Annotated in this window: 17 protein-coding genes, 1 pseudogene and 1 CRISPR repeat array; of the genes and pseudogenes, 11 read left to right on the top strand and 7 right to left on the bottom strand. The window is 45.1% G+C overall.

Annotated features, from left to right (window positions below; genetic code table 11):
* Positions 1 to 82 precede the first annotated feature (82 nt).
* Positions 83 to 1,777, bottom strand: coding sequence for a helicase HerA domain-containing protein (locus PN462_RS13530; protein WP_272128815.1), 1,695 nt, complete (start codon positions 1,775 to 1,777; stop codon positions 83 to 85).
* Between the two features lie 15 nt (positions 1,778 to 1,792).
* Between PN462_RS13530 and PN462_RS13525 the strand changes: the two genes are divergently transcribed.
* Positions 1,793 to 2,125 carry a hypothetical protein gene (locus PN462_RS13525; RefSeq protein WP_272128812.1) on the top strand — a complete coding sequence of 111 codons (333 nt, stop codon included), beginning with the start codon at positions 1,793 to 1,795 and terminating at the stop codon, positions 2,123 to 2,125.
* Between the two features lie 155 nt (positions 2,126 to 2,280).
* On the top strand, positions 2,281 to 3,132 hold the full coding sequence (locus PN462_RS13520) for a sulfotransferase domain-containing protein (protein WP_272128810.1): 852 nt from the start codon (positions 2,281 to 2,283) through the stop codon (positions 3,130 to 3,132).
* Here the strand turns inward: PN462_RS13520 and PN462_RS13515 are convergent.
* Both PN462_RS13515 and PN462_RS13510 read right to left on the bottom strand, forming a co-directional pair.
* Positions 3,119 to 4,246, bottom strand: a complete 1,128-nt coding sequence (locus PN462_RS13515) for a hypothetical protein (protein ID WP_272128809.1) — start codon at positions 4,244 to 4,246, stop codon at positions 3,119 to 3,121. The two genes, PN462_RS13520 and PN462_RS13515, sit on opposite strands and share 14 nt — an antisense overlap.
* Before the next feature lie 51 nt (positions 4,247 to 4,297).
* Positions 4,298 to 5,125: a CRISPR direct-repeat array (repeat unit 37 nt; unit sequence GTTTCAATCCCTCATAGGTATTTTACAGCGTTTAAAC).
* 241 nt (positions 5,126 to 5,366) lie between these two features.
* Entirely contained in the window at positions 5,367 to 7,124 is a 1,758-nt protein-coding gene (locus PN462_RS13510; protein WP_272128808.1) for an ABC transporter ATP-binding protein, read from the bottom strand.
* Positions 7,125 to 7,366: 242 nt separating this feature from the next.
* Here PN462_RS13510 and leuC point away from each other — a divergent pair, with 242 nt between their 5' ends.
* The 6 genes and pseudogenes from leuC to PN462_RS23565 form a co-directional block, all read left to right on the top strand.
* Complete coding sequence (gene leuC, locus PN462_RS13505; RefSeq protein WP_272128807.1) at positions 7,367 to 8,773, top strand: 3-isopropylmalate dehydratase large subunit; 1,407 nt, start codon at positions 7,367 to 7,369, stop codon at positions 8,771 to 8,773.
* A gap of 94 nt (positions 8,774 to 8,867) precedes the next feature.
* Positions 8,868 to 9,212, top strand: coding sequence for a type II toxin-antitoxin system RelE/ParE family toxin (locus tag PN462_RS13500; protein WP_272128806.1), 345 nt, complete (start codon positions 8,868 to 8,870; stop codon positions 9,210 to 9,212).
* The gene (locus PN462_RS13495) at positions 9,184 to 9,504 is read left to right on the top strand and encodes a hypothetical protein (protein WP_272128805.1); all 321 of its coding nucleotides are present in this window, start codon (positions 9,184 to 9,186) and stop codon (positions 9,502 to 9,504) included. Before PN462_RS13500 ends, PN462_RS13495 begins: the two co-directional genes overlap by 29 nt.
* Before the next feature lie 77 nt (positions 9,505 to 9,581).
* Positions 9,582 to 9,941 (top strand): hypothetical protein, encoded by a 360-nt coding sequence (locus PN462_RS13490; protein WP_272128804.1) that lies wholly within the window; start codon positions 9,582 to 9,584, stop codon positions 9,939 to 9,941.
* A 608-nt stretch (positions 9,942 to 10,549) separates the two neighbouring features.
* Complete coding sequence (locus PN462_RS13485) at positions 10,550 to 11,815, top strand: hypothetical protein (protein WP_272128803.1); 1,266 nt, start codon at positions 10,550 to 10,552, stop codon at positions 11,813 to 11,815.
* Between the two features lie 139 nt (positions 11,816 to 11,954).
* A pseudogene (locus tag PN462_RS23565) lies at positions 11,955 to 12,098 on the top strand (DM13 domain-containing protein); the annotation flags it as partial.
* A 167-nt stretch (positions 12,099 to 12,265) separates the two neighbouring features.
* Here the strand turns inward: PN462_RS23565 and PN462_RS13480 are convergent.
* From PN462_RS13480 to PN462_RS13470, 3 genes are all read right to left on the bottom strand, one after another.
* Positions 12,266 to 13,603: a TldD/PmbA family protein gene (locus PN462_RS13480; protein WP_272128802.1), complete on the bottom strand. Its 1,338-nt coding sequence runs from the start codon at positions 13,601 to 13,603 to the stop codon at positions 12,266 to 12,268.
* Between the two features lie 124 nt (positions 13,604 to 13,727).
* Positions 13,728 to 15,200 (bottom strand): TldD/PmbA family protein, encoded by a 1,473-nt coding sequence (locus tag PN462_RS13475; RefSeq protein ID WP_272128801.1) that lies wholly within the window; start codon positions 15,198 to 15,200, stop codon positions 13,728 to 13,730.
* Positions 15,201 to 15,598: 398 nt separating this feature from the next.
* Positions 15,599 to 16,549: a calcium/sodium antiporter gene (locus tag PN462_RS13470; RefSeq protein WP_272128800.1), complete on the bottom strand. Its 951-nt coding sequence runs from the start codon at positions 16,547 to 16,549 to the stop codon at positions 15,599 to 15,601.
* A gap of 151 nt (positions 16,550 to 16,700) precedes the next feature.
* Here PN462_RS13470 and PN462_RS13465 point away from each other — a divergent pair, with 151 nt between their 5' ends.
* Positions 16,701 to 16,850 (top strand): hypothetical protein, encoded by a 150-nt coding sequence (locus tag PN462_RS13465; protein WP_272128799.1) that lies wholly within the window; start codon positions 16,701 to 16,703, stop codon positions 16,848 to 16,850.
* Here PN462_RS13465 and PN462_RS13460 read toward each other — a convergent pair.
* Positions 16,847 to 17,953, bottom strand: coding sequence for a histidine kinase dimerization/phospho-acceptor domain-containing protein (locus tag PN462_RS13460; protein WP_272128798.1), 1,107 nt, complete (start codon positions 17,951 to 17,953; stop codon positions 16,847 to 16,849). The genes PN462_RS13465 and PN462_RS13460 overlap by 4 nt on opposite strands.
* Before the next feature lie 374 nt (positions 17,954 to 18,327).
* Here PN462_RS13460 and PN462_RS13455 point away from each other — a divergent pair, with 374 nt between their 5' ends.
* Both PN462_RS13455 and PN462_RS13450 read left to right on the top strand, forming a co-directional pair.
* Positions 18,328 to 19,524 (top strand): hybrid sensor histidine kinase/response regulator, encoded by a 1,197-nt coding sequence (locus PN462_RS13455; RefSeq protein ID WP_272128797.1) that lies wholly within the window; start codon positions 18,328 to 18,330, stop codon positions 19,522 to 19,524.
* A complete protein-coding gene (locus tag PN462_RS13450) occupies positions 19,491 to 21,224 on the top strand; it encodes a putative bifunctional diguanylate cyclase/phosphodiesterase (protein WP_272128796.1) in 1,734 nt (577 codons plus the stop codon). The genes PN462_RS13455 and PN462_RS13450 overlap by 34 nt, the downstream gene beginning before the upstream one ends.
* Positions 21,225 to 21,523: the final 299 nt, after the last annotated feature.

Genomic DNA, 21,523 nt, shown 5'->3' with positions numbered 1-21,523 from the left:
ACTGGTTTGGAGCAATTTTAAGGGGTAATGGGGGATGGGCATTGCTGACCAGTTAAGATAACCTGTCTTTTGTCAAAAAAACCTAAAACCCTAAATCCGCCTTCGCTGCTTCGGCGGCCAGTAATAACTGCTCATCAGACTGTTCTCGCCAGTCCACGGCCCCCACTTCGCTGTAAAATTGGGAATCATAGGCGCGAGTCTGTACCACAACAGGCATGGGGACCGCATGACCGAGGATTAAGGCTTGTTGCTTGGAGTCTAATTTCGCTAAAACCGACCGTAACCCCTGTCCCCCAGACACTCCCGTAAAAATGGCATCAATGTCTTTTTCATCATTGAGTAAACAGGTGATGCGGGTCCCCACCTGAGACATCACTTCATTATCAATGCCAGAAGGCCGTTGATCGACAATTAAGAGGGTGACAAAATATTTGCGCATTTCTCGCGCAATGGTGCCAAAAATTGTTTGATTGACAATGGCAGAATCTAGAAAACGGTGTGCTTCTTCAATGGTAATCACCAGTTGGGTGGGTCGGTCCGCCGGGTTTTTCGACCGGAGGAATTTATCGGCTTTCTGGACATAACTGCTGTGAATGCGTCGGGTGATCATGTTGGTGGCCAGCATATAGGAGAGTAAGCTGGAATGTGAGCCAAATTCAATGACCACGTGCTTTCCCGCATCGAGGGATTGGAGGACTTGATCAATGTAGTTGTGGGGACAGGCCGAGCGGATATATTTTAGGTCATCTAGGCGCATGAGTTTACGCTGTAAGGCCATGATTGACCCCATGTGACCTTGTTTGGTTTCACAGAATTCTTTGATTTCTTCATTGGTCATGTTGAGGAGTTGGGTGATCCATGACCGACCAAATTCTGCGGCGAGTATGTTGGCGTTATCAATGCTTGCGTCGGAGAGTCCTAGGTTATACCGGACTAAGCGGAGGTCTTCGATTTCGATTTGGTCGTAACTGAGAAAGAGTTCCTGTGCGTCTTTGATGCCGCGTCGTTTGGTGGCTTCGGGGTCTAGGGTGTAGATTTCCACTTGACCCGGAAAGAGTTGTCGCAGTCCTTTGACGGTGTTGACTCCTTGGCCTTCTTGGATGGCTTCCCAGCCATATTCCGAGTGCATATCGAACATGAGGTTAACGGCGGCTTTTTTGCGGATAATGCCGGAGAGGAGGAGACGGGTTAGGAAGGATTTTCCTGTGCCGGATTTGCCGAAAATGCCGTTACTGCGTTCGACGAAGCGGTCAAGGTTGAGGCAAACGGGAACATCCATGTCGAGGGGTTGGCCGACGTTGAAGTTTTTCCGTTGGGGGTCGTCTTCCGACCCAAAAACGATGCGAAAGTCCCGTTCGTTGGCATCATAGACTTGGCTGAAGTGACTGGGGATGGTTTTGACGGGGAGGAGTTGGTCTTCGCTGTTGCTGTTGGGTTCAAAGGACGCTAGGGAGGAGTTGCTTTGGGGGGTGGGTTGTTGGTCGGGGGTGAACATGAGCATGGGGGCTAGTTCGATTGTCCCGTAAGTGCCGCCTCCGGCCAAGACTTCCCGGAGAAAGTCGTCGTTGGGGTGGGGGGGGTTGGTGAGGATGCGGGGACTGGATGTGCCGAGGGTGACATCGGTGAGGAGACAGAAAAAGCGCGATCGCATCCCTTGGATAACCAGAAATTTCCCGACGCGCATATCTTCAACAGATACATCGGCATGAAGACGGACTTCAATTCCTTGACTGAGTGAACCTTGAATAACTGAACCGAGGGGGTGGTCTAAACTCATAAATGCTGCGTTTCTATGGCATCTGTTCTTAACAGTACATCAGTTTTTGGCAATTTGCTGCAAGATCAGGAACTGTTGGCACAAATTCGCTTTGTTAATGTCTATTCCACCTGCTTTGCCACCCGGACGCAACCTCCTAGGGATCATGGGTTACATAGTGTTAATTTGGTCTATGGGGTGAGTTTAACCGATGCGGAACGGAAACAAGTGGTTTTGACGGCTTCGGAATATGAGGATTGGGGTTGGTTTAGTTTGGAGGCATTATGGGATAAACTTGATTTGAGTTATTCTTTGGATGTTGCTTTATTGACCATGGCACAAGAGGCGTTTTCTGAGGCAAGATTTTAAATCATTTTAAATCAAGAATTGAATCAGGAATTGATGCTCAATGAGCAACCGCCAAGGTAAAGGTATGAAGATTTATCGCTGATCCTGTTTTGATCAGTATCGTTTAATCTGATGAAACCATCTACTAAAATCTCAGAAAAACAGGTCAATTAATTATGAAAACATCGCCACTGGGTCCGCTTATCAAGTTTCGTGCTGCCACGCTATATCGAGCTATGACAACTCTGTTCAGAGTAACTCCGGATTTTATCATTATTGGAGTGACTAAAGGGGGGACTACATCACTTTTAAAATATCTCGAAAAACATCCTCAAATTAAGGTATCTTGGCAAAAAGAAATACATTTTTTTGGGAGTTATAATTTTGACAAGGGTGTGAATTGGTATAAAAAATATTTTCCTCTTAGTTTATCACAAAGAAATCAATTTTTTCAAACGGGAGAAGCCAGTCCAGAATATTTTTGTAAATCCACTGTAGTTCCTGCTCAAATAAAAGAGGTTTTCCCTGATATTAAATTGATTTTACTCTTACGTAATCCCATTGATAGAGCTTATTCTCATTATCTTCATCGCTATAGAATTGGTGCAGAACGATCTGAGAATTTTGCTCAGTTAGTGTTAGAGGAAAAATCTCGACTGATTCATCAATTTCTCGATTGTAATTGGGGTGAAAATTTTGATGTTTCTTCTTTGCCGAGTCCGGGGTGTTTTCATTTGGGGACTGGACTATATTTCCTTCATTTGAGGAAATGGGTTCAATATTTTTCCCTTGATCAAATGCTGATTTTAAAGAGTGAAGATTTTTTTAGTTATCCCAACGATTCCCTGCATCGAGTGACGCAATTTCTGCAACTCCCAGATTTGCCTGATTCAAGTTGGAAAGTTTATAATGCAAGTCCAGAAAACCCAGAACTAGATTCTCAAGTAAGAGAGGACTTGAACGAATTTTTTGACCCTTATAATCAAAGGTTGTACGACTATCTGGGAACTGATTTCAATTGGCACTAACTTCTGCATATTGTAACAAGGCAGTCAAGGCGTGTTGTACATAATCAATCCGGACTTCACTCACCCGACGATTAAATTTTCTAGCTGTTGGGGTATCTCGTTTTAATTTTGCGATCGCCCGAGGAAATGCTCCTGCAAATGCTCCGGTTTTTACTTGACTCCGCAATAAAAATTCAATCCCCGCAGTGATAGAGGTTTCAAGACGCGAATGCCAGTCTCCTTCTTGGGGTAAAAAGGTTATAGCGGCCAATAATCCTTCTAAGCGAGTTGCGGTGGGGGTGACACGACCATTTTTAGTAAATCCTCCAGTATAATCAGGCCGTTGAGGACTCACCACCTGTGTCTGGAGAATAGCTTCACAAATCTGCATTGCGTGAGTCATCAGTAAGTTTTGGGCAGCGCGATCGAGGATATTAAGGGAAAATAGCTTTTGAGTAGCTAATAAGGCCCAGTGATCGATGGGGATATCGGTTGCTTGTTCACGACTCCGCGCCAAAAATTCCAGGGTTTTGTAGGCTGTATTCAACCACACTTCTGCGTTATCCCGTTCATAAAGCATCAATAACCCTAAAGCTGCTTCCCCTGGATAAAATAAGGATTGCCAATCCTCCATCCGTCCGCCTCGTGAGGGAATATATTTGGAGTAGAAACCCCCATCGGCCTTTTGCATGGACACCAAAAAGCGACCTAATCCTTGTAATTCAGCGAGGGGGGTAAAATTGGGGGTAATGGTTTCGAGACTCAAGAGGGCCACCAAACCTAACCCAGTCCCTCCGAGTTTCGCTTGTCGGGGTTTATTACTGCCATTAATTTTGGGATCAGACCAAACAGCTAAGAGAGACTCCTCTCCAGGTAATGGTGCGATGGACTGGTTGCGTAAATAGTTCCCGGCTCGTTCTAGGGCGGTTTTTAATGCAGCGTCGGGGTGTTTCTGGTATGCTGAGGCGAGTGCGTAAATTGCTCCAGCGTGTCGTAGGATGTTGTATTTTGCTTTAACTTTGATGGTGGTATCTAGATTAAGGCGATACTCAAATTGTCCATCTGCTTTGATTTGACGGCTGAGATAATCTGAGGCTTGCGCGATCGCACGTTGAACTGTTTCGAGTGCTATCATGCCAATATCCAGTAACTGGGAAGGGGGATGGTGTGGAGGGTTGGGGGGTGCGTTTCAATCCCTCATAGGTATTTTACAACGTTTAAACCATATTGCGGTGTTGCTAGGGGATGCTTACGATTAGTTTCAATCCCTCATAGGTATTTTACAGCGTTTAAACTTGATTTTCCAAAATAGCCCGGAGTAGCTTCTCTGGGTTTCAATCCCTCATAGGTATTTTACAGCGTTTAAACAGCTTTCCCCAATCTACTGCATTCACCCTAGGCAAGTTTCAATCCCTCATAGGTATTTTACAGCGTTTAAACCAGAGGGGATAAAAAGGCACGTTTTTCCATAAGCAGTTTCAATCCCTCATAGGTATTTTACAGCGTTTAAACCTCTGCCAATAACAGGACTAATTCCGCAACCTGCGTTTCAATCCCTCATAGGTATTTTACAGCGTTTAAACTAGCGATAGACCGAGTTGAGGTCGATTTATATTTAGTTTCAATCCCTCATAGGTATTTTACAGCGTTTAAACGCGATAGACCGAGTTGAGGTCGATTTATATTTAGTTTCAATCCCTCATAGGTATTTTACAGCGTTTAAACTAGTTAACTTCTCAGCCACTCTGGCAATACGGAATGTTTCAATCCCTCATAGGTATTTTACAGCGTTTAAACCATATTCCTGATAGCCACGCTTGTTTGCTTTGCCTGAGTTTCAATCCCTCATAGGTATTTTACAGCGTTTAAACAGCATCCTCAGCTTTGATCCTGCCCTTTCCTCCCAGTTTCAATCCCTCATAGGTATTTTACAGCGTTTAAACGGGTAAGCTCTAATCCCCATAGTAGCACCGCTCAGTTTCAATCCCTCATAGGTATTTTACAGCGTTTAAACTGCGGTCATCCGAACCCCAGACCCTATTAACTTTTCAAGGTACAACTGCGCCCCTCTTTTTTATGACGCTGAAAACAATATAACATCACCTTTCCAAAAAAACAAGGAAACGCTAAAACCCTCACCCAGAGCCAATCGCCCCACTCCCAAAAACGCAACTCCCCTCAAACCTTACCCTTCCCTAGCTTACAGCCAAATTTCACCAGCCCTGCAAAAAAACACCCTCACCGAGGCGCATTTTTTATTCTCCCTCATGCTGACTGGCAAACTGTTGGGCATAAAACCGCGCATAACGGCCATTTTCCGCCAATAACTCCTGATGCGTTCCCGACTCTACAATACGCCCTTGCTCCAAGACAAACAAGCGATTGGCTTTACGAACCGTAGCTAAACGGTGGGCGATGACAAAAACCGTGCGATCGCGCATAATTCGTTCTAGGGCCTCCTGCACCAACGCCTCCGATTCCGAATCCAAAGCAGAGGTCGCCTCATCTAAAATAAGAATACGGGGATTCAGTAACACCGCACGAGCAATAGCAATGCGTTGCCGTTGTCCCCCCGAAAGCGTCATCCCCCGTTCCCCCACATAGGTATGATAGCCTTGGGAAAACTGACTAATAAACTGATGGGCATTGGCTACCTTTGCCGCCGCCTCAATGGCGGTATAATCTAACTCAGGCTGGCCAAAGGCAATATTTTCCGCAATAGTCCCCGAAAATAAAGTAGTCTCTTGGGGGACAATGCCAATTTGCTGACGTAAACTCCTTAACGTCACCCCCTGAATATCCATGCCATCAATATAAATCTTGCCCCTCTCTGGATCATAAAACCGGGGGATTAAATTCACCAACGTTGTTTTCCCGGCCCCGGAATGGCCCACTAATGCGATCATTTCCCCAGGATGGACTAAAAACTCTAAATCCTGTAACACAGGTTCACCAGGAGTATAACTAAAACTCACCTGCTGAAACTCCACCTTACCCGTAATCGGAGGGAGAGAGACAGCATCAGGATGATCAACTACCGTAGGCTGTATCGAGAGTAATTCAAACACGCGATCGACCGACGCTTCCCCCTGCTTAAACTCATTATAATTATTCGAGGTAATATTAATCGGGTCGATCAACATCCCCACCGCCGCAATATAGCCAATAAACTGACTTGCCGTTAAATTCCCCTGACCAATTTGCCACGCCCCCAAAAAGAAAACTAAAGTAAAACTGAGGGCATATAAAAACCCCACCACAACCATCTGTAACACCTTAACCCGTTCCGCCGTATAACGAGCATGGCGATTATCCTCTGCCTCTACACTAAACCGTTTTAGCGTATAATCCTCCGCCGCAAACGCCTGTACCAAACGAATGCCCCCAAACACCTCAATGAGTAACGCAGACAGGTTAGAGATGCGGGTTTGACTGCGATGGGAAAACCGCAACAATTGTGCGCCAAATTTTTCAATTAAAAAGGCCATCAGGGGGGCCACCGTCAACGCAACCACCGTTAACTGCCAATTGCGATAAAACATCCAACCCAAGACTACAACAAGCTGTAACACACAGGGGACAAACTGATGAAATAATTGATTAATCACTTCACCAATGCGATCGATATCCTCCGTGAGACGATAGGATAAATCCCCCGTTTTCGTTGTTTCAAAATAATTCAAACTGAGACGTTGTAGATGGGAAAACACCCGCTTACGGAGATCAAGGGTAATTTGTAACGCCGCCTGCGCCATTAAGGTATCCTGACGATATAACGCCACACTCCGCACAAAAAACACAAAAATCGCCAACCCGGCAACCTCAGAACTTCCCCGAATACTCCCCTCCCCCACCGCAGCGGCCATTTGTTCGGCCAACAAAATGAGAATCGGCCAACTGGCCGTAAAGACAAGAGTATAAATTAACCCCAAAATCACCGTTTTCCCTTGGGAGAGGACATCAGGGATTAATTGTAAATAATTGGTCTGAGTTTTGAGCGTTTGAATATTCAAGGGTAATTGATTCAGAGGTTGAGTCAGTCGTCAGACTTCAAGAATAACTTAAAACCGTTTAAATTATTCTTATCTCCCGACACTTCCCCATCTCCGTGATTGTTCCTTTGTGTCCTTTGTGTCTTTGTGGTTCAATCGTTCACCATCAACTCCTCCATCTGCTCAACTAGCGGACAGGAACACCATTCCCCCCAAAAACGGTATAATTTTATGATCTAGCTAGAGATTCTTGTCGGTGTTATATGAGCAAAGGTACATTATTTGATAAAGTTTGGGACTTGCACGCTGTAGGGACATTACCCTCCGGTCAAACCCAGTTATTTATCGGTTTACATTTAATTCACGAAGTCACCAGTCCCCAAGCATTTGCCATGTTACGGGAACGGGGATTAAAAGTGTTATATCCCCAGCGTACTGTCGCCACAGTGGATCATATTGTTCCCACAGAAAACCAAGCGCGACCCTTTTCAGATATCCTTGCAGAAGAGATGATGCAGGAGTTGGAAAAGAATTGCAAGGAGAATGGCATTCGCTTCTATAATGTGGGGTCAGGGAATCAGGGCATTGTCCATGTGATTGCCCCAGAACAGGGGTTAACCCAACCGGGAATGACGGTGGCCTGTGGAGACTCTCACACTTCCACTCATGGGGCATTTGGGGCCATTGCGTTTGGTATTGGCACATCGCAAGTTCGGGATGTTCTCGCGTCTCAGACTTTGGCTTTATCCAAGTTAAAAGTCCGCCGTATTGAGGTGAATGGGGACTTAAACCCCGGTGTTTATGCCAAAGATGTCATCCTGCATATTATCCGCCAATTGGGCGTTAAAGGGGGCGTAGGCTACGCTTATGAGTACGCTGGGACGACCTTTGAGAAAATGTCCATGGAAGAACGGATGACGGTCTGTAATATGTCTATTGAAGGGGGGGCCCGATGCGGTTATGTGAACCCGGATCAAGTGACGTTTGACTACCTGAAAGGGCGAGATTTTGTCCCGAAAGGAGAAGAGTGGGAGAAGGCTGTGTCCTGGTGGCAAAGTATTGCTTCGGATGGGGATGCGGAATACGATGATGTGGTGAAGATTGATGCGGCGGATATTGCCCCGACGGTGACTTGGGGAATTACTCCTGGACAAGGGATTGGGGTGGATGAGTCGATCCCGGTTGCGGATAGTTTACCAGAGAGCGATCGCGCCCTCGCCCAAGAAGCCTACAAATATATGCAGCTTCAACCCGGAAATGCCATTGCGGGGACTAAAGTTGATGTCTGTTTTATTGGTAGTTGTACCAACGGACGCATCAGCGACTTACGAGAAGCGGCCAAAGTCGCCAAAGGCCATAAAGTCGCCAATGGGGTGAAAGCCTTTGTTGTACCGGGTTCAGAACGGGTGAAAGTCCAAGCAGAAGCCGAAGGACTGGATAAAATTTTCTTGGAAGCGGGCTTTGAATGGCGTGGGGCCGGGTGTTCCATGTGTTTAGCCATGAACCCCGACAAGTTGCAGGGGGATCAAATTAGTGCTTCTTCCTCCAATCGTAACTTTAAAGGTCGCCAAGGGTCTGCCAGTGGACGCACCTTGTTGATGAGTCCGGCCATGGTTGCGGCAGCGGCCTTAAACGGCCAAGTCAGCGATGTCCGACAAATTCTCCATTAACGGGAGTTTCTAGAAAGAGGTACAGTTTCTTGAAAGTTTGTAGTAAAAGACTGACAGAGGTGCTGTACCTCTTTTTGATTACATCGTTGTTATCATGGAAGCACAACCCAGAGAAATCCAATATTACGTCACAGCAGCAGGGCAGTCTCCCTACATTGAATGGATTGAATCTCTGCGCGATCGTAAAGCTCGTTCTAAAATAGATAAACGACTGAAACGAGTAGAATTAGGGAACTTAGGAGATCATAAATTTATTGGTGAAGGAGTGTTTGAATTAAGGATTAATTATGGGCCAGGATATCGAGTTTACTTTGGACAAATTAACAATATAATTATTCTCTTACTCTGTGGAGGTGACAAAAGTAGTCAAGCACAGGATATTCTAAAAGCAAAGCAATTTTGGAGAGAATATGTCAACCGTCAAACTACCAACAACTGAGAGCTATCGTGATTATTTTCTCACTGCATTACAAGAGCGCGATCGAGCCACTGGATACTTAGAAGAACTGTTAGATTTAGAAGGCGAAGAACCCCTCGATATTGAATTATTAAAAGCAGGACTCCAAGATATTCTAGACTCCCAACAGCGCAATAGTACACTTTCTGAAACAGCAAAACAGCAATTTGCAATACTAAAACAACTCTTATCTGAGTCAGGAGGAGCAGAAATTACTGCTTTATTACGCTTACTGGATGCGTTGGGGTTAAAGGTGAGTATTCAAGACCATTGAGCATTGAATGCACTTCTCCGGAATTTTACGGATAGGGGTGTAGAAAGAATTAGTTACAACATACATCGAGGTGAGTGATGAAACCTGCTGTTTTACTATCTCTAGGTTTATGTGTCGGGTTAGGGACTATCGGGTTAAGTAACGTTGCCCGTGCAGATATCTACGATGCGACGGTGATCTGTACAGTGCGAGGACTGCAACAAGGCCAACTGGCCTTGCGTCCTGAACCCAACGGCCAACCCTTTGCCGGATTGGATAATGGCAATGTTGTCCGCGCTTATAGTGGTTCAATTGGAGCAGATGGGAAGATTTGGGAATATGTCCGGGTGTTAGATGGCCCCAATAACCAAGTGACGGGACGAGAAGGGTATGTGAATGGGAATTATCTGTCTTGTCGGTGGTATGACCAGAACGGTAATTTAATTCGAGAAGATTAGTGAAGGTTTGTTGTAGGGTGAACCTTTTTTCCCTGACCAGTAAACCCAGATTAAGAAACTAGGATAATGATAAAATTGAGGGAGCGAGGTTATCTCGCTCCTTTACTTTGTTTGAGAGTGGATAATTCCCAAACATAATTCGTTTGCTTCTTGCTTTTTCAAATCACCCATGAAAGCCATTACAGCCACAGATAAAATTGATCAATCGGGTCAAAACTTCCTCAGTGGTGTAAGTGGAGCGATCGCAATTTTTTGATAGGGTGCGATCGCTAGAATATGTCTTCTGACGGGGTGACAAGGAAGCTACAATGCTTGTTGAATGGCGGTTTTAGCTTTTAACCCCCTTTGGTAAAATAGCCATTTATTGGGACTGAGTGCCATCAATTAAGTATGGACTAATATAGCTATGGTATAATTTAGGTAACATTTTTTTTTGGCGGTCTGGGTTTTTACTCACGGCCGATTTTTTTTATATCATACTTTCTCCCTCTTGCCCACTACGCCTGACTTTCGCTCCTGTTGTCACCCCGTCAGACTAAAAACCCATTACTCCAGATGCTAAAATATACTCCAGATGCTATGATAGATTGGGGATTTTTTGGATGTCTGTGATGTATTCAGCACAATTAAAGACTATCAAGCAACAAGTGGAGTTTACACTAAAATATTGGCAGCAACAGCAAGCCTCTATATTAGAACATCAAGTTGTTAATCAAAAAGTTGAACGTATTTACCAGAATCTTTACTCTATTAATGATAATGCTGCAAAGCAAATTGCAGATTGGTTAAAGCAGAAAATTGAGCAAGCTCCCAAAGATTCATTAGCTCAAGGCACTGTCTATTTTAAAAGAAACATTACAACTATTTTTGAGCAGTTATGGGATCAACTGAATCAGTTAATTTATATTCCTGATTTTTCTCCGTATTCCTACCAAAATACTGCCAATCAAGGTAATAGTTCGTATTTTAGTAAGAATAGCACCAATCACTACTCTAAAAATAATACTGATTACTACTACACGAATCATACTAACCGCCACTCTACAAATAATACAGTAAGCTCTGCCGGATTTGCTGCTAATAACTTTCATCCTCCTAAATCCAAACCGTTTTCTCAAATTGATCCAAAACTGCAAAATATAATTAAATCAAGAGGGGGAGGTTGTTCTGCATCAGAAGCAGCTAAACGCTATGAAAAAATTCCTGTAAATGTGCGACAACAAGGAGACCAAGCAGTGCGAGAATATTTAGATGCTCGCCATTGGAGTCATCGTATATCAAAAGCGAATGGCGGTAATAATTCACCTATTAATGGAGATTGGGAATTAGCTGGAACAAATTGGAGTCGCGGCTCTAAAAATATGAACTTGAAAGAAATTTTAGATGTTAGCGTAGTCCAGAAAGTTCAGCAAAATTTTAAATATTATCGCCCGGTTATTATTCAAAACTCATTAAAAGCAGGAGGGATGGCTTTTTTATGTGAAGCTGGATTTAGTGGGTTAGAGAATTTTGTTGCAGTTCAGAGAGGCGAAAAAACTCTTGAACAAGGAGTTCAAGATACTGTAACCCAATCTATCGGAGCAGGAGTTATTGCATCGGTAATTATGGGAGGAATGTCTGTAATAGCAATTACTCCTGTTGTCAGCCCCTTGGCTATTGGGGCAGCTACTATAGCTGCTCCTCCTTTAACGATTGTTGCAACTGCTAGTTATGCAAAACGGTTACTGAATCTTTTCTCAAACACTCCCAATTTAGACGGCATGGAAAAACTCCAGTTGTTAATGGAGTCTTATGGACTCGATGAAACAGAAATGGCTTTCCGAGATTTAGAAGCGGATCATGAATTAGAGCAATTAAAACTGCAAATGTTATAAGAAGGACTCTAAATTGTAGAAGGAAGAGAGAGTCTTCAGTACATGATATGCCAAACTGTTAGTAATAATATCCAAAAATTAGTCTCTATGCTAGTTCCAGCATCTTAGTTATGCAAAGCACTAAAATGGAAAACTAGCGAATTATGTCACTTTAGCTCCCTTACAAGGGTTTGAAGGCTCACAGCGTTACGCGCTACCTGCTGATTTAGATTTAAGCAATTATCAATCGGTGGCTATTTGGTGTCGTCAGTTTAATGTCACGTTTGGATACGCTGCTTTGTGACTTCCTCCCTCGTTGAAAACGAGAGCTTCCCGCTCACGATGTTAAAGGAGGGGTGTAGGACACATCCCTTCGCTGTTTTAAAGCGTTTTTTTGAGCCAACCAGAGAGTAGAGTGGGAAATGCCCACCCTACAAGGGTTACAGAAGTTAACCTCAAGATTTCAGCAGACTACTCTCCCGTCACTGATAAATTATCCACCCAGATGCGGGGACAAACTCCACCTGGCGTTAATTCCAGTTCCTTTTCTACGAAAATGATTGACTTGAGTAAATCGCGGAAATCTCCTGCAATCGTGGCAGAATCAACGCTGATGCGTTCCCCCTTGTTTACTAACCAACCATCAAAAGGTAACGAAAAAGACCCCTGTAAGGCACTCACTCCCGCATGGAGTGCGCTGAGATCGTCGATAAAGACCACATTCTCGGCATCCTCTAGGGTATAGTCTTCTTGGGCAGGTTGGGCGGCGGAAACGTGGTAAAAATGGGGGCTGACGGTGACTTTCGCGCCGATGTTCGCGTGTCCCGTGGGTTTCATGTTTAGGCGTTTGGCTGTTCCGGTACTGTGGAGAAAGCCGCTTAATACTCCTTCGGTAATTAATGGGGTACGTTGGGTGGGTGTTCCTTCTCCGTCGAAGGTTTCTGCACCGACGTTTTCGGGGTGTAGGGCATCATCATACACCGATAAGAGGGGAGAGGCGATTTGTGTCCCTAACGAGTCTGGGGTGGATAGACTCTGTTTGTCTAAGATACTTTGGGCATTAAACAGGTTAGAAAATGCCCCCAAGAGGCTTAAAAATGCCTCTCCGGAAAAGACCACTCGATATTTCCCAGAGGGAATTTTCTGATAATTTAAATGGCTGATGGTTTTCTCAGTTGCTTCTTTGACGCACCCATTCACATCGAGGGTTTTCAGACCGTGACTCATGCGGAAACTACCTGCACTGCGGGGTTTTTTGCCCTCCTGCTCGGTTTTGGTATATAGGTATAGGGCGGCATAGGTGCGAGCTTCTTCTCGTAATGCTCCCTCACTGTTGAGGTAGAAACGGTCAATATCTTGTTGGGAGAGGCCATTATAGGGGACACTGGCGATCGCGCGATGCGCCTCTAAAATTTCCTTCTCAGCCCCCACCAAACGCTCAATTAAATCCGGCACTCCCACCGGATCAAATCGCTCAAAACTCACCTCTGGCAAAGGTTTCGTCGCCTCTGGACTAAAATCTGGCGCGTATTCAGTCACCCCAAAGGTACTGGCCTCCTTGGCCGTGGACAACGCCAACTCAATCCCCTTGGGATCAACATCCGTCGTCGTTGTCACCCCCACCTTCTGGTCATCATTCCACACCCGCACAATCACCGTGGAGCGATTGGCCGCCTTAACCTGTTTCGGGTCGCCCCGGTCAACCTGTACGCTAGTGGAATCCGCCGAAGACCCGTAAATATCATACTTGCGAATCCCTAACTTTTGGGCAATCTCTGAAGTGTAATTGGCTAATTCTTTAACTTGCATCGTTTTACAGTAAACAGTAAACAGTGAACAGTGAACAGTAGGGACAGTGAACAGTAGAAACAGTAAACAGTAAACTTCAACACTGATTAATTACTGATTACTGATGACTGTTCACTGCAACAGACTAGCGTCCGCCAACAGTAATGGAATCAACCTTGATGTGGGGTTGTCCCACGGTGACATAAATACTGCCACTAATTGACCCACAGAAACCAGGAGCGAGGCTTAAATCCTGAGAACACATGGAGAGTTTATTCATAATCTCTTTGGCTTCCCCAATTAGGATAGCCCCTTTTAAGGGTTTCGTGACTTTCCCATTCTCAATTAAATAGGCTTCATCCACCCCAAAATTAAACTCTCCCGTCGGGCCAACACTCCCGCCACCCATTTTCTTACAATAAATGCCCTTCTCAATGGAATTGAAAATATCTTCCACACTGCAATCCCCTGGCGCAATGTAGGTATTCCGCATCCGAGACGCGGCAGCGTAGGCGTAACTTTGGCGACGACCGCTTCCGGTGCGGGGGTGTCCGGTCCGCATGGACCCCGCGCGATCGGAAATAAAGTTTTTCAGGACTCCATTTTCAATTAACAGGGTGCGTTGGGTGGGCATTCCCTCATCATCCATATCAATGGTCCCAAAGGCATCCTCAGACCGTCCCTCGTCCCAAGCGGTGAGGTTTTCGTGGGCAATTTTCTCGCCTTTTTTGTCAATAAAGGGGGTGGTTTGCCGTTCAATTTGGGTGGTTTCGAGGAGGTGGCCGCAGGCTTCGTGGAAAATCACGCCGCCAAAGTGGTTGGCCATGACGATGGGATAAGTGCCGGACTCTACATAGTCGGCATAGAGCATATTCCCGGCAGCTTCAGAGACATTATTGGTGGCGTGGTCGTAGTTCCAATTCCGCAGGAAGTCGGGATCACTGGTGTTTCCGTCGCGTAACCCGTTGGAGGTGCGGTGTTCTCCGTCGGCACAGAGGAGGTTACAACCCACGGACTGGGTGAGGCGAATATCTCTGGCAAATGTGCCATCGCTGGCGGCCACTAAGACTTCTTGCCAGTCGCGGAAATATACGGCCCGACGGGATTGGATGTGTGATCCTTTTTTCTGGAGTTGGTCACTGGTAGCAAGGAGAATGTCGCCCATTTCTTGAATTGAGCTACATTCGTCTAACCAAGCATCTTTGCCTTTAGCGATGGCGTAATCCCGCAATAATTCTAGATAAATTTCGGGGACATAGGCATTGGGGGAGGGGAGAGAGAGTCCCATAATGGAGAGGGCTTTCTCTAAGGCGGCTTTTAAGCCATTGAAGGAGAGGTCGTTGGTGCTAACGTAGCAGTCCGCTTTCCCTAAGAAAACCCGTACACCGGCCCCGGTGGAGAGTTTTGGGGAGATGCTGGTGATCAGGTCTTCTTCGGCTAGACAGCTTATATAATTGACTCGTTCGAGGAAAAATTCCACAAAATCTGCTCCGGCGGCCCGGCCCAGACCGAGTAATGTAGAGAGGGGGGCTTCCCATGTCATGTCAAAGCGTTCGGTGGTCGCGCTGTAGTCCAGTGTGGGTAATTCTTTCGTTAGGAGAAGGGTGCTAGCTGCCATAATGTTTGTTTTGCTGTTTTTTTAAATTTGCCCTGATTCTCAGTGTAACAAAAGGTTTGGGAATGGAGTAAGCAGTAAGCAGTAACCAGTCAGCAGTAACCAGTGTCTGAAGTTGGGAGAGTGGGGAGATTGGGAAGTTTATCGTGTATAGTTGATAGTTAGGGAGTTACACAAAGTACCAAGAACCAACAACGAATAACCAACAACAAATAACCCTACAGCGTTTTCAAATGAAACATAAAACCCGATCAGGGGTTGCACTGAAAACCAAAAAGTCCTGTGTGCCTAATTTTCTGTTCCCTGCTCCCTATTCCCTGTTCCCAATGCCTTACAAGTCAGTTTACAACTCTAATGAAAATGCTAGATCAGCAATTTAACAGTTTTCCAGCAAATTTTAATTAAAAGGATTCAAATATTTTGCCAATAAACCAGGCGTAGAAAATCAAAAATAACCCGCCCTCCCAACGGGTCATTTTTTTATCTTGAGTGGCAAAAAATAGTAATAATGTTCCGCCTAACATGACAAATAATTCTCGTTCTGTAATGGCTTCTGAAATCATAAATCCTCCAAAGAAACGAGGAATTCCCATTACCATGAAGGAGTTAAAAATATTTGATCCTAAAACATTTCCGATCGCAATTTCAGGGCGACCTTTACGAGCGGCAGAAATGGTTACGGCTAATTCGGGTAACGATGTGCCAATGGCTACAAAACTGATCGCAATTAATTCTTGGGCAACGCCGAGCATTTCGGAGAGTCGAATGACGGAGAAAATTGTAAATCTTGCCCCTAGAAAAATACCTACTCCTGCAATCAATAAAATGATAAATTCTCGGCTCAAAAGTTTCGAGGATTTTTCGCTGACTTCTGTATCTACGGTTAATTCTTCTCGACTATTTCTGGCGGTATAGATGATATAAAGAATGTAAGCAGCAATTAATAATAAGGCTTCATATACACGATAATGGCCATCTTGGACAATTAAGCTGAGGAGAAAGGCCGAGCCGACAAATAAGGGTAAATCAACGCTTACTAAGTCATAACTAATGGTCAAAGTTTTTTTACAAATCACTGAGGCAATGCCTACAATTAGGAAGATATTGGCGATGTTTGACCCCACCACTGTGCCTAAAATAATTTCTGACGAGCCTTCCCAGATGGCAAATAAAGAAGAAATTAATTCGGGTAGTGATGTACCAATAGAAACGATTGTCACCCCAATGATAAAAGGACTAAATCCTAGGATAATTCCAATTTTTTCGGCGGCTTCGGTAAAAAAGTCCGAAGATTTGATTAAAACTGCCAAACTAATCACAAAGATGGCAAAAACGGTAACAATTTCCCACATTTTTGAGTTTGTCCCACTCTGAAAGAAGACTGACTCAGGGCAGAGTCAATGAGTTTGATCCTATCAGGCATTTTCCCGAATTTGGGGAAATGTGCATAAAAGTTCGTACTTTTGCTAGAGGAGTGAGTAGAGTGACAAGAATTGAGCAACCATGAGTATTAAATTTGAGCTAGAGGATGAGCTAGAAATCTCTGTCCAGAAAAAGAAGCCTGATCCTAAGCCAACTCCCGATCCTCTACCGAAGGTGGTTTTACTGGGGTTGTTGACTATGGGAATTGTGATTCTCTTGGGCCGGGGTTAACGGGGGGTGATGGCACTGTGGGTGAGTTGGAGAATTTGGTCAAATTGGAAGTTGTTGGCCAGTTGGGTGAGGTGTTGCCCGATCGCGCTATACTCCTCTGGAATCTGCCCCACTAACTGTACAATCTGCTCATCACTCCCTTGGGCCGCAGCATAATGCAATTGTTTCATCCAAGCCAGGGACATCCCTATCTCATCGAGAGACTCAACGGACCCCACGCTGACGTTTTGAGCAGAGGAGGACAGGGGATTTCCGGTTTGTCCCAACTCCCCGTCTAGGGTGGGCGACGGAGGAGTCCAGAAGAAAGACTGAAAAGGCAACTCTTGAGTAAACCGAGAGATCTGTTCCCGATCGCCCCGTGATTGTCGTAAGATGCCGTTAATCAAGCTCAATAACTGTTCCCCATGTTGATGAATGGTGTGTAAGGAGTCTTGCGTCTGAGGGGATAAACTCCGATCGCGGTTGAGGAGTTGCGTAAACCCTAACATGGCATTGAGGGGGGTGCGCAATTCGTGACTCATCTGGGCAAAAAACGCATCTTTGGCTTGTTTCGCTTGGGTTTCCGACTGTCGCAACTGCTGTTCTACCTGTTTATAGGTGGTAATCTCGTTAAAGGTACAAACCACTTGGGTGACTTCTCCGGCTGCATTTAATAAGGGGTCGGCATTCACCTGCAACCACCGTTGTTGCCTTCCCGTTTGCAGATGAATCACCCGATTGCGGACGGGTTGCCGTTGCGCGATCGCCACTTGAAACGGCAACTCCTCCCCAGACAACACCGTCCCATCTTCTTGTAACCATTGGAGATGAATCCCCCAGTCTCCCCTCTGTTGAGGATGCTCCGGCAACGCCAAAAGCTCACAGGCCGCCGGATTACTCACCAAAATCATCCCTTGAGCATCCAGCAATAACGTCCCCACTTGCATCCCTTGAATCAGAGTTTGAAAATACAATTCCTGTTCACTCCTTGGACCGTCTTCTTCCGTCTGTTTCCCCCAAGGCAACCGCCAATTCAAGGGAGTCCCATTGGACAGAGGATAACTGACCACAACAGCTAGACCAAGACAGATAACAACTAAACCGAGAGGATCAAGACTAACCATGATGTTAAATTTGCTTACTTAAACTAACTTAAAAAAAGAACTAAATAACTAAACCTTGAAAATGGCTCAACTGGCTCAAAGAGACAAACCCCCAGAGCCAAAGCAACTAAGATCAGTGTAAGCAGTGATCCTAAAAATCCTGTGCCAAATAGGCGAATTTTTAGTGAATCTTTATAAACCGGGCCACAAACCGCTAAATAACATATCCTCCCCCAGAGAGAATCCCAAAATTCACTGAATTTCTCCCCTCCCAAAGTCAAGATAATGTAAATATTCATCTTTTCTGCTTGGCATAACTCAGTGGGAGTGGCTAAATTAAACTAGGATAGAGAAGGGGATTAAACCTTGCCATTTACACACTCTCTTGGGTCTGTATGGATACCGTAAAACCGCCATTGGTTTTGATTGTGGACGATAACCCTACAAATCTGAAAGTTCTCTCCCAAACCCTGATGAGAGAAGGGTTTGACCTTGCCATTGCCACCGATGGAGAAGAAGCCCTCGAACAAATCCAAGAAGAACTCCCCGACTTAATCTTACTCGATGTGATGATGCAGGGATTAGACGGGTTTAGCACCTGTTCTCGCCTCAAAGCCAACCCCGACACTCAGCATATTCCCGTTATTTTCATGACAGCCCTATCGGAAACCGTCGATAAAGTTAAAGGACTCTCCCTCGGTGCAGTGGACTACATCACCAAACCCTTTGAAGAAGCCGACGTTTTAGCGCGAGTGCGGGTCCATCTGCGTCTGCAACAGGCCCAACAGCAAATTATTGCCCAAGAAAAACTGGCCTCCCTCGGCACACTCACTGCCGGAGTGGCCCACGAATTGCGCAACCCCCTCAATTTTGTCACCAATTATGCCGAAACCGCCCTCCTCAGTTTAGAACAATTGACCCAAGAGCCTCAGAACTTGGCCTCCACCGCACCCGAACATCTACAAAAAACCCTCAACACCATTCAAGCAGACATAGAAGCCATTCAACAACATGGACAACGGGCCGAAAAAATTATCCAAAGCATGATGCAACTGGCCCGTAGTGATGGCCAAGAGACGTTTCAACCCACTGATATTAATGGGTTACTCGAACAAAGTGTACAACTGGCCTATCATAGCTTTCGGGCTAATGAGACGGGCTTTACCTTAACCCTTCAGCGAGACTATCAGGAGGTGGGGTGTATTGACGCAATTTCAGGTGATCTTAACCGAGCCTTTATCAACATCATTCATAATGCTTGTTATGCTCTCCAACAAAAACAACAATCCCTGGCAAGCCCAGATTTTCAACCCACCCTTACCCTAAGTACCCAAAAAGAGGACAATACCGTCATCATTCGTATTCGTGATAATGGGTTCGGTATTGCAGAAAAAACCGCCGAACAAATTTATAATCCGTTTTTTACTACCAAACCCCCAGGAGCAGGGACAGGACTGGGCTTATCCCTCGCTTATGATATTGTGGTTTTACAACATGGAGGAAGCCTTACCCTAAACTCAGTTGTTGGAGATTTTACTGAATTCACCCTTGTTCTACCATGCCATCCCAACCCGCATCCATCCTCGTTGTAGATGACGAAATTGAATTACAGCGACTCATTGAACGACGTTTACAAGTCCCTTTAGAGAAAGGTGAGTTCCAGTTTCTCTTTGCCACCAATGGGGTAGAGGCCATGGAACAATTAGCCCAACATCCAGAAGTGTCGGTGGTGTTGACGGATTTGAATATGCCGGGGATGGATGGGTTTGCCTTGTTGGAACAGATTCCTAAAATTGATCCTTTTTTAAAAGCGGTGGTGGTGTCGGCCTATGGGGATATTGAGAATATTCGCACGGCTATGAATCGAGGGGCTTTTGATTTTCTCACGAAACCGATTAATTTTCGGGATTTAATGCTCACGATTCGGAAAACGGTGTCTTTGGTGTGTCAGGCGAGACAACAACAAGCTCAGTTAGAAAATGCGGTGGCGAGTTTACATTATTTAGCCCATCATGACCCGTTGACGGGTTTACCTAATCAAAATGCCATTTTGGAGCGGATTCGTGCTGCTATTGAGGCGAGAGAGTCCTTTGCGGTGTTATTTTTGGACTTGAATCGGTTTCAGGTGATTAAGTATGGGTTTGGGGATGTGACGGCTGAGGAGTTTCTCATTCAGGGGGTGAAACGACTGGGGGAATGTTTGGCAGGGGAGGATATGTTGGCGCGGGTGTGGAAGGATGAATTCGCGCTGTTTTTGCCGGGGATGGAAACTGCGGAGGTGGCCAAGGAGCGGGCGGAACAGTTTCATGATGCGTTAGAGTTTTCGTTGGGCGATCGCCCCATTGCCTCTTTTCATTCCCATATTGGTATTGCTCTTTCGAGTTTAGACTATTCCCAAGCGGAAGATTTCCTCCGGGCCGCCGATACGGCCATGCACTACGCGAGGATGCAAACTAGCAAGCATAACACGATGCTGTTTAACCCGGAAATGCAGGTGGCGGTGTTTAATCGGTTACAACTGGAATCGGAGTTAGAAACGGCGTTGAAAGAGCAGGAGTTTCGTTTATATTATCAGCCGATTTTTAATTTAGAGACGCTCAAGTTGGCGGGGTTTGAAGCCTTGTTACGGTGGCAACATCCCCAAAAAGGGATTATTTCTCCCAGTCATTTTGTTTCGGTGGCGGAGGAGACGGGGTTGATTCTTCCGTTGGGGGAATGGATTTTACAGGAGGCTTGCGATCGCTTGCACCATTGGCATCAACAATATCCGGAATCATTCCCGTTTTTTATGAGTATTAATTTATCGGGAATTCAGTTATTAAATGTGGAGTTACCGGACTATATAGAGCGTTTATTAAGCCATTATAAGTTAAAGGGATCACAGATTAAGTTAGAAATTACGGAAAGTGTTTTAATGGACAATACTGAGGTGGTGATGCGTCTATTAGAGCGATTCCGAGAACAAAATATCCGGCTTTCTATTGATGATTTTGGGACGGGGTATTCTTCGTTGTCTTATTTACAGTCTTTACCGCTTGATACTTTAAAGATTGACCAATCTTTTGTTAAAAATATGGATGGGTCTCAAAAGAGTTTGGATATTGTTAAGACGATTATTACTTTAGCCCATAGTTTAGGATTAGATGTGATTGGGGAAGGCATTGAGACGCAGCGACAATTTCAAATTTTGCAAACGCTGGGTTGTGAATTGGGCCAAGGGTTTTATTTTTCTCCTCCTCTTGATCCTAAAACTATGTTTTCTCAATTTCCTACTGTAGGTTGTTCTGATTAATTGAGTCTAGAGCTTTGGGTTCAAACCCTAAGAGCTAAAACCCGTTGAAACGGGTTATTTTGCTGAGAAACTCGGTTTCTTTCAACACCTTAGATAAAACAGCAAAATCTATCACAGAAACCGGGTTTCTTTCCTGACAGTAGGAATGCGTCCAACTCCCTAAAGCCTTGGGTTCAAACCCAAGGCTAAGAGCTAAAACCCGTTGAAACGGGTTATTTTGCTGAGAAACTCGGTTTCTTTCAACACCTTAGATAAAACAGCAAAATCTATCACAGAAACCGGGTTTCTTTCCTTACACT

Origin of the sequence: Spirulina sp. CS-785/01 (genome assembly GCF_028330525.1) — a bacterium.
GTDB lineage: Bacteria > Cyanobacteriota > Cyanobacteriia > Cyanobacteriales > Spirulinaceae > JAQMSD01.
The sequence above is the reverse complement of the archived record's forward strand: the minus strand, read 5'-3'. Positions and strand labels throughout refer to the sequence as shown.

Bases quoted from the DNA above. Each gene is read 5' to 3' on its own strand.
- PN462_RS13480 (WP_272128802.1), bottom strand. From the start codon at position 13,603: ATGCAAGTTAAAGAATTAGCCAATTACACTTCAGAGATTGCCCAAAAG.
- PN462_RS13515 (WP_272128809.1), bottom strand. From the start codon at position 4,246: ATGATAGCACTCGAAACAGTTCAACGTGCGATCGCGCAAGCCTCAGAT.
- PN462_RS13465 (WP_272128799.1), top strand. From the start codon at position 16,701: ATGAGTATTAAATTTGAGCTAGAGGATGAGCTAGAAATCTCTGTCCAG.
- PN462_RS13530 (WP_272128815.1), bottom strand. From the start codon at position 1,777: ATGAGTTTAGACCACCCCCTCGGTTCAGTTATTCAAGGTTCACTCAGT.
- PN462_RS13495 (WP_272128805.1), top strand. From the start codon at position 9,184: ATGTCAACCGTCAAACTACCAACAACTGAGAGCTATCGTGATTATTTT.
- PN462_RS13460 (WP_272128798.1), bottom strand. From the start codon at position 17,953: ATGGTTAGTCTTGATCCTCTCGGTTTAGTTGTTATCTGTCTTGGTCTA.
- PN462_RS13475 (WP_272128801.1), bottom strand. From the start codon at position 15,200: ATGGCAGCTAGCACCCTTCTCCTAACGAAAGAATTACCCACACTGGAC.
- PN462_RS13470 (WP_272128800.1), bottom strand. From the start codon at position 16,549: ATGTGGGAAATTGTTACCGTTTTTGCCATCTTTGTGATTAGTTTGGCA.
- PN462_RS13500 (WP_272128806.1), top strand. From the start codon at position 8,868: ATGGAAGCACAACCCAGAGAAATCCAATATTACGTCACAGCAGCAGGG.
- leuC (WP_272128807.1), top strand. From the start codon at position 7,367: ATGAGCAAAGGTACATTATTTGATAAAGTTTGGGACTTGCACGCTGTA.
- PN462_RS13450 (WP_272128796.1), top strand. From the start codon at position 19,491: ATGCCATCCCAACCCGCATCCATCCTCGTTGTAGATGACGAAATTGAA.
- PN462_RS13455 (WP_272128797.1), top strand. From the start codon at position 18,328: ATGGATACCGTAAAACCGCCATTGGTTTTGATTGTGGACGATAACCCT.
- PN462_RS13525 (WP_272128812.1), top strand. From the start codon at position 1,793: ATGGCATCTGTTCTTAACAGTACATCAGTTTTTGGCAATTTGCTGCAA.
- PN462_RS13520 (WP_272128810.1), top strand. From the start codon at position 2,281: ATGAAAACATCGCCACTGGGTCCGCTTATCAAGTTTCGTGCTGCCACG.
- PN462_RS13490 (WP_272128804.1), top strand. From the start codon at position 9,582: ATGAAACCTGCTGTTTTACTATCTCTAGGTTTATGTGTCGGGTTAGGG.